Annotated in this window: 6 protein-coding genes; all 6 read left to right on the forward strand. The window is 37.9% G+C overall.

The genetic code is table 11. The features are described from left to right. Positions 1 to 239 precede the first annotated feature (239 nt). The 6 genes from HT730_RS08300 to pheT all read left to right on the forward strand — a co-directional run bounded on the left by HT730_RS08300 (position 240) and on the right by pheT (position 8857). Positions 240 to 1079, forward strand: coding sequence for a PRD domain-containing protein (locus tag HT730_RS08300; protein ID WP_050242269.1), 840 nt, complete (start codon positions 240 to 242; stop codon positions 1077 to 1079). 17 nt (positions 1080 to 1096) lie between these two features. Then, the gene (locus HT730_RS08305) at positions 1097 to 2935 is read left to right on the forward strand and encodes a beta-glucoside-specific PTS transporter subunit IIABC (protein WP_173307308.1); all 1839 of its coding nucleotides are present in this window, start codon (positions 1097 to 1099) and stop codon (positions 2933 to 2935) included. A 12-nt stretch (positions 2936 to 2947) separates the two neighbouring features. Next, positions 2948 to 4363 carry a glycoside hydrolase family 1 protein gene (locus HT730_RS08310; RefSeq protein WP_173307309.1) on the forward strand — a complete coding sequence of 472 codons (1416 nt, stop codon included), beginning with the start codon at positions 2948 to 2950 and terminating at the stop codon, positions 4361 to 4363. A gap of 456 nt (positions 4364 to 4819) precedes the next feature. Next, complete coding sequence (gene pheS / locus HT730_RS08315) at positions 4820 to 5866, forward strand: phenylalanine--tRNA ligase subunit alpha (protein WP_000103743.1); 1047 nt, start codon at positions 4820 to 4822, stop codon at positions 5864 to 5866. After that, complete coding sequence (locus HT730_RS08320; RefSeq protein WP_173307310.1) at positions 5866 to 6375, forward strand: N-acetyltransferase; 510 nt, start codon at positions 5866 to 5868, stop codon at positions 6373 to 6375. Before pheS ends, HT730_RS08320 begins: the two co-directional genes overlap by 1 nt. Before the next feature lie 76 nt (positions 6376 to 6451). Continuing rightward, positions 6452 to 8857, forward strand: a complete 2406-nt coding sequence (pheT, locus tag HT730_RS08325) for a phenylalanine--tRNA ligase subunit beta (RefSeq protein WP_173307311.1) — start codon at positions 6452 to 6454, stop codon at positions 8855 to 8857. The last annotated feature ends 115 nt before the right edge of the window (positions 8858 to 8972 follow it).

Consider the following 8972-nt stretch of genomic DNA (forward strand, 5'->3'; position numbering starts at 1 on the left):
TTACTTTGAGAAGTTAGCAAAATAAAAAAATTTCTACAAGTACTTGACAAATAGATTGAAATATCTTAAAATGAAAATGGTTGCAGAGTTATTAATTATTTAAGCTTCATGTCACCATTAAAAATTGAAATAAAAGGATGTTATCACTAATACAAGTGAGCAGGAACCTATTTAATCACATCGGAAGAAGTTTCTTGATGTTTTTAAGTAGGTTCCTTTTATTTTAAAAGGGAAATTTTATGATCATAAAACGAATACTAAACCACAATGCTGTAATTGCGCAAAGTAAAAAAGATATCGATATTCTTCTTTTTGGAAGGGGAATAGCTTTTGGAAGAAAAATTGGAGATAAAGTAAATCCAATTGATATTGAGAAAAGTTTTTTTCTCAAAAATAGAGATAATATGACCCGTTTTACAGAGATGTTTATTAACGTTCCTTTGGAGTTGGTGTACATCACCGAAAAAATAATTAATCTCGGTAAAATAACATTGGGTAATAATTTTGATGAGATTATCTATATAAATCTAACGGATCATATTTCTTCGAGTATAGAACGTTATAAAGAAGGAGTTATTATTTCGAATCCCCTACGTTGGGAAATCTCGAAATATTATAAAGAAGAATTTGAGCTTGGGAAAAGGGCTTTACAAATAATAAAAAAAGAGTTAGGTATTGAACTTCCAATTGACGAAGCTGCATTCATAGCGCTACATTTTGTTAATGCTAATTTAGAAAATAATTTTCAAGAGTCGTATAAAATCACTGAAATAATTATGGGAATTGAGAAAATCATTCAAGATTTCTATTGTACTGAGTTTAACCAAGATTCTATTGATTATTATAGATTCATAACTCATATAAAATTATTTGCCCATCGTTTGGTTGAAAATACAACTTATTGTGACGATGATGATGAAGACTTGTTAGCATTAATGAAAAATAAATATCCTAGGGAATATGAATGTGGTAAACAGGTGGCAATGTTTATACAAACTGAGTACAATTATTTGCTGACTTCTAGTGAATTAGTTTATTTGATGGCTCATATTCGTCGCTTAACAAAAAATTTAGATTAATAGAATAGGAGAATACCATGAGTTATAAAGATACGGTACAAAAAATCCTCGATGTAATTGGAGGCGAAAAAAATGTCAATAGAGTTACCCATTGTGTAACACGTTTAAGATTAGAATTAAAAGATGAAAATTTAGTCAATGATGATGATGTGAAGAAGATACCAGGTGTAATAGGTATTATGAAAAAGAATGGGCAATATCAAATTATACTTGGTAATGATGTAGCCAATTATTATAAAGAATTCATTAAACTTGGCAATTTTGAAACAGATTCAGTTGATCAAGGGCACAAAGGGAATATTTTAGAAAGAATCATTGAATATATCGCTGGTTCCATGACTCCAATCATTCCAGCAATGTTAGGGGGAGGTATGTTGAAAGTCTTGGTAATCATTTTACCAATGCTTGGTATATTGCAATCAGATTCTCAGACTATTGCTTTTTTGACATTTTTTGGGGATGCTCCATATTATTTCTTACCGCTGTTATTAGCTTATTCTGCATCACAAAAATTAAAAGTAACATCTACATTAGCTATGTCTGTAGCAGGTGTACTTCTCCATCCAAATTTTGTTCAAATGGTGCAATCAGGGAATCCTCTTAGTTTATTTGGTGCACCTGTGACACCAGCTAGTTATGGTTCATCAGTCATTCCAATTCTTATTATGGTTTGGTTGATGAAATATATTGAAAAAATGATTGCTAAATTAACACCAGCTGTTACTAAGAGTTTTTTGCAACCTACGCTAGTATTATTAGTATCAAGCTTTATTGCCTTAGTTGTAGTCGGACCTATTGGAGTAATTGTTGGTGAAGGATTATCAAATCTAGTTGGGCAAATGTATGGTGTAGCTGGATGGCTTACATTAGCTATTCTTGGTGCTATTATGCCATTTATTGTTATGACTGGAATGCATTGGGCTTTTGCACCTATTTTTTTGGCGGCATCTATTGCTACTCCAGACGTATTAATTCTTCCAGCAATGTTAGGGTCAAACTTAGCTCAAGGGGCTGCTTCGATGGCTGTTGCATTAAAGAGTAAAAATAATAATACAAAACAAATTGCTTTTGCAGCAGGTTTCTCAGCCTTACTTGCAGGAATTACCGAACCTGCATTATATGGTGTGACTTTAAAATATAAAAAACCGCTTTATGCAGCTATGATTGGTGGTGGATTAGCGGGATTATTTGCAGGTCTTACTAGTGTTAAAGCGTATCTATTTGCTGTCCCATCTTTGATAGCGTTGCCTCAATTTATTTATTCTGATGCACCATCAAATATTGTAAATGCTTTAATTGTGGCGGTCATTTCGGTTGTTATTACCTTTGTATTAGCTTATATATTTGGAATCGATGAAGAAGAGAGTTCTAGTAATTTAGAAGTTGAAGCTGGAGTTTCAAATAAAAAAATGATATTTTCTCCTATATCAGGAGAAATCATTCCGTTAAGCGATGTCCAGGATAAAACCTTTTCAGATAAACTAATTGGAGACGGAGTAGCGATTATCCCAAGTGAAGGTAAGGTTTATGCACCATTTGATGGGAAAATTACAAATATTTTTCCGACTAAGCACGCAATTGGATTGAAGAGTGATGAGGGTGTTGAGTTACTAATTCATATTGGATTAGATACTGTTGAGCTAAAAGGTCAAGGTTTTATTAGTCATGTAGAAGAAGGAGACAGAGTTTTCAAAAATCAGTTGATTTTTGAAATGGACTTAAATTTAATCAAGAGTAAAGGCTACGAAACAGTTACACCAGTAATTGTAACGAATACCAACGATTTTCTAGATGTATTAGTATTACCTAATAATCAGACAATCGAGCATTCTAAGGAATTACTGGTAATATTATAATGGAGGAAAGTTATGGCCATTTTTCCAGATGATTTTCTTTGGGGTGGAGCTGTTGCAGCTAATCAAGTAGAGGGAGCATATAATGAAGATGGTAAGGGATTATCAGTTCAGGATGTGTTACCCAAAGGTGGATTAGGAGAAGCAACAGAAAATCCTACAGAAGATAATTTAAAACTGTTAGGTATTGATTTTTATCATAAATATAAGGAAGATATATCCTTGTTTTCTGAAATGGGCTTTAATGTTTTTCGTACTTCTATTGCATGGAGTAGAATTTTTCCAAAAGGAGATGAGGAAGAACCTAACGAAGCTGGTTTGAAATATTATGATGAATTGTTTGATGAACTACATGCTCACGGGATAGAACCACTTGTAACTCTTTCACACTATGAGACTCCATTATATTTATCAAGAAAATATCATGGATGGATTGATAGGAGAATGATTCATTTTTATGAAAAATTTGCTAGAACAGTTTTAGAAAGGTATAAAGATAAAGTTAAATATTGGCTTACATTTAACGAAGTAAACTCTGTTTTGGAATTACCGTTTACTAGTGGAGGAATAGATATACCTAAGGAAAATCTTTCGAAACAAGAATTATATCAAGCTATACATCATGAATTAGTCGCCTCGAGTTTGGTTACAAAAATTGCTCGTGAGATTAATCCAGAGTTTAAGGTGGGATGTATGGTATTAGCTATGCCAGCTTATCCAATGACTCCAAATCCAAAAGATGTATGGGCGACTCATGAGTATGAGAATCTAAATTATCTATTTTCAGATGTGCATGTTAGAGGTTATTATCCGAATTATGCAAAAAGATATTTTAAGGAAAATGACATTAACATAGAGTTTGCAGCTGAAGATGCAGAGTTATTAAAAAATTATACTGTAGATTTTTTATCGTTTAGCTATTACATGAGTGTGACTCAATCTGCTCTTCCAACACAGTATAATTCAGGAGAAGGGAATATTATTGGTGGTTTAGTAAATCCTTATTTAGAGTCTTCAGAGTGGGGATGGCAAATTGATCCAATTGGACTACGTATAATTTTAAATAGATATTATGACCGTTATCAAATCCCATTATTTATAGTAGAAAATGGATTAGGTGCTAAAGATCAACTAATAAAAGATGAACTTAATAACTTAACCGTCCAAGATGATTATAGAATTCAGTATATGAAAGAACATTTATTGCAAGTAGCTGAAGCTCTACAGGATGGTGTTGAAATTATGGGCTATACGTCTTGGGGATGTATTGACTGTGTTTCTATGTCCACTGCACAACTTTCTAAAAGGTACGGTCTCATTTATGTTGATCGAAACGATGATGGAAGTGGTACATTAAATCGATATAAGAAAATGTCTTTTACTTGGTATAAAGAAGTGATTGAAACAAATGGAGAATCCTTATTCAAATAGTTTTTTATTGATGACTAGCTATTATCACGGTTAAGGCAACATCTCATTAAATATGAAATAAAGAGGTTTGGAAGACATCAAATTCTAAACCTCTTTATTTTATAGGGGGATTAATTAATTTAATTTTGTTACAGAAATTATAAATAGTTGATTTAGATAAGAATAAGCTAACAAGCAGAAGTAAGATAGGTCTTGCAAGAATGGTAAAAATCTGATAAACTAAGTAGTAATTGAATAGAAATCTGCAAGACTAGTAACTCAAGGGAAGTATATCAGGGAGGAGAGCCGTGACTGCAAGCTCTCTATATGAAAGCTGGGTGAATTCACTTGCGCATGGATTTAGAAATGAAGGTCTGACTTGTCAGATGAAAACGGATGGTACCGCGTGTCAACGCTCCGAGTGGAGTTTTTGGCATGTGGTTTTCTTTTTATCTACGAGAGACTGATGGAGGAATTATGTCAACTATTGAAGAACAATTAAAAGCGCTTCGCGAAGAAACGCTGGCTAGCTTGAAGCAGATTACTGCTGAAAATGAAAAAGAGATGCAAGATTTGCGTGTCTCTGTCCTTGGTAAAAAGGGTTCACTCACTGAAATCCTCAAAGGGATGAAAGATGTTTCTGCTGAGATGCGTCCAATCATCGGGAAACACGTCAATGAAGCTCGTGATGTCTTGACAGCTGCTTTTGAAGAAACAGCTAAGCTCTTGGAAGAAAAGAAAGTCGCGGCTCAACTGGCTAGCGAGAGTATCGATGTGACGCTTCCAGGTCGTCCAGTTGCGACTGGTCACCGTCACGTTTTGACACAAACCAGTGAAGAAATCGAAGATATCTTCATCGGTATGGGTTATCAAGTCGTGGATGGTTTTGAAGTGGAGCAAGACTACTATAACTTTGAACGTATGAACCTTCCAAAAGACCACCCAGCTCGTGATATGCAGGATACTTTCTATATCACTGAAGAAATCTTGCTCCGTACCCACACGTCTCCAGTTCAGGCGCGTGCTATGGATGCCCATGATTTTTCTAAAGGTCCTTTGAAGATGATCTCGCCAGGGCGTGTCTTCCGTCGCGATACGGACGATGCGACCCACAGTCATCAATTCCACCAAATCGAAGGCTTGGTAGTTGGGAAAAATATCTCTATGGCTGATCTTCAAGGAACGCTTCAGTTGATTGTCCAAAAAATGTTTGGTGAAGAGCGTCAAATTCGTTTGCGTCCATCTTACTTTCCATTCACAGAGCCATCTGTTGAGGTGGATGTTTCTTGCTTCAAATGTGGTGGAGAAGGCTGTAACGTATGTAAGAAAACAGGTTGGATCGAAATTATGGGGGCCGGTATGGTTCACCCACGTGTCCTTGAAATGAGTGGTATCGATGCGACTGTATACTCTGGCTTTGCCTTTGGTCTTGGACAAGAGCGTGTAGCTATGCTCCGTTATGGAATCAACGATATCCGTGGATTCTACCAAGGAGATGTCCGCTTCTCAGAACAGTTTAAATAATGATTAGAAAAGTAGAAATGGTAGATGTTGAGGTGTTGGCTAAAATTGCCAAACAAACCTTTCGTGAAACATTTGCGCATGATAATACGGAAGAGCAGTTACAGGAATACTTTGAAGAGGCTTATAGTCTGAGAGTTTTGTCAACTGAGTTGGAAAATCCAGAATCCGAAACCTATTTCATTATGCATGAAGAGGAGGTAGCTGGTTTTCTCAAAGTCAACTGGGGAAGTGCTCAGACTGAGAGAGAATTAGAGGACGCTTTTGAAATACAACGCCTCTATGTGCTACAAAAATTCCAAGGATTTGGATTCGGTAAGCAACTGTTTGAATTTGCTCTTGAACTTGCTACAAAAAATAGTTTTTCTTGGGCTTGGTTAGGTGTTTGGGAGCATAATACAAAAGCTCAAGCGTTTTATAATCGATATGGTTTTGAAAAATTTAGCCAACATCATTTTATGGTTGGTCAAAAAGTAGATACGGATTGGTTACTGCGAAAGAAATTAAGGTAAGAAGAGGATTCTTCTATTGAAATGATAGGAAAGGAAAAGAACCAGTGTGGCAATGGTCATTCTGGAGAACTAAATTATGCTTGTATCTTATAAATGGTTAAAAGAATTGGTGGACATTGATGTGCCATCACAGGAGTTGGCTGAAAAAATGTCAACCACAGGGATCGAGGTAGAAGGTGTCGAATCACCGGCTGCTGGTCTCTCAAAAATTGTCGTCGGTGAGGTCTTGTCCTGCGAAGATGTGCCAGAAACTCACCTTCATGTTTGTCAGGTTAACGTTGGCGAAGAAGAAGCCCGTCAAATCGTCTGTGGTGCCCCAAATGTGCGTGCTGGTATCAAGGTTATGGTGGCTCTTCCAGGAGCTCGCATCGCTGACAACTACAAAATCAAAAAAGGAAAAATCCGTGGTTTAGAGTCACTTGGAATGATCTGTTCGCTTGGCGAATTGGGAATTTCTGACTCAGTTGTGCCTAAGGAATTCGCAGATGGCATCCAAATTTTGCCAGAAAATGCCGTTCCAGGTGAGGAAGTCTTCTCATACCTAGACTTGGATGATGAAATCATCGAACTGTCTATCACACCAAACCGTGCAGATGCCCTTTCTATGCGTGGAGTGGCTCACGAAGTGGCAGCTATCTATGACAAGGCAGTCAACTTTAAAGAATTTACTCTTTCAGAAACTGACCAAGCTGCAGCAGATGTTCTTTCTGTGGGCATTGATACAGACAAGGCGCCTTACTATGCAGCTCGTATCTTGGATAATGTGACGATTGCACCAAGTCCACAATGGTTGCAAAACCTTCTCATGAACGAAGGAATCCGTCCTATTAACAACGTAGTGGACGTGACAAACTACATCCTGCTCTACTTTGGTCAACCTATGCATGCCTTTGACTTGGATACCTTTGAAGGGACTGACATCCGTGTGCGTGAAGCGCGTGCTGGTGAAAAATTAGTGACTTTAGATGGTGAAGAACGTGACTTAGAGGTGAATGACTTAGTTATCACTGTCGCAGACAAACCAGTAGCCCTTGCAGGTGTCATGGGCGGTCAAGCAACAGAAATTTCTGAGAAATCTAGTCGTGTCGTCCTTGAAGCTGCAGTCTTCAACGGAAAATCTATCCGCAAGACTAGTGGTCGTTTTAACCTTCGTTCTGAGTCATCTTCTCGCTTTGAAAAAGGTATCAATGTGGCAACTGTTAACGAAGCCCTTGATGCGGCGGCTAGCATGATTGCAGAACTTGCAGGTGCGACGGTGCGTAAAGGTATCGTTTCAGCGGGTGAACTTGATACCTCTGATGTGGAAGTTTCTTCTACCCTTGCTGACGTCAACCGTGTCCTCGGAACTGAGCTTTCATACGCTGATGTAGAAGATGTCTTCCGTCGTCTTGGCTTTGGTCTTTCTGGAAATGCAGACAGCTTTACAGTCAGCGTCCCACGTCGTCGCTGGGATATCACTATCGAGGCAGACCTCTTTGAAGAAATCGCTCGTATCTATGGCTATGATCGCTTGCCAACCAGCCTTCCAAAAGACGATGGTACAGCTGGTGAATTGACTGCAACTCAAAAACTTCGCCGTCAAGTTCGTACCATTGCTGAAGGAGCAGGTTTGACAGAAATCATCACCTATGCTCTAACAACTCCTGAAAAAGCAGTTGAGTTTACGGCTCAACCAAGTAACCTTACTGAACTCATGTGGCCAATGACAGTGGACCGTTCTGTCCTCCGTCAAAATATGATTTCTGGTATCCTAGATACAGTTGCTTACAACGTGGCTCGTAAGAATAAAAACTTGGCTCTTTACGAGATTGGAAAAGTCTTTGAACAAACTGGCAATCCAAAAGAAGAACTTCCAAATGAAGTCAACAGTTTTGCCTTTGCCTTGACAGGATTGGTTGCTGAAAAAGATTTCCAAACAGCAGCAGTTCCAGTTGATTTTTTCTATGCTAAAGGAATCCTTGAAGCGCTATTTGCTCGTTTGGGGCTCCAAGTAACTTATACAGCAACATCTGAAATTGCTAGCCTTCATCCAGGTCGTACAGCAGTCATTTTACTCGGTGACCAAGTTCTTGGTTTCCTTGGACAAGTGCATCCGGTCACAGCTAAGGCTTACGATATTCCAGAAACGTATGTAGCAGAGCTCAATCTTTCAGCTATCGAAGCAGTGTTTCAGCCAGCTGCTCCATTTGTGGAAATCACCAAATTCCCAGCAGTCAGCCGTGACGTGGCTCTACTCCTCAAGGCAGAAGTCACTCACCAAGAAGTTGTAGATGCTATCCAAGCTGCCGGCGTGAAACGTTTGACAGATATCAAACTCTTTGACGTCTTCTCAGGTGAGAAATTGGGACTTGGTATGAAGTCCATGGCTTATAGCTTGACCTTCCAAAATTCAGAAGATAGCTTAACGGACGAAGAAGTCGCACGCTATATGGAAAAAATCCAAGCATCGCTCGAAGAAAAAGTGAATGCAGAAGTGCGTTAAACGATAGTATGATACAAATTCCCCCTCTAGTTTATGAACACTAGAGGGGTGATTTTATATAATACTCAATGAAAATCAAAAAGCAAACTAGGAAGCTAGCCGTAGGTTGCTCAAA

This window comes from Streptococcus sp. k-628 (assembly GCF_013277475.1).
Lineage (GTDB): Bacteria > Bacillota > Bacilli > Lactobacillales > Streptococcaceae > Streptococcus.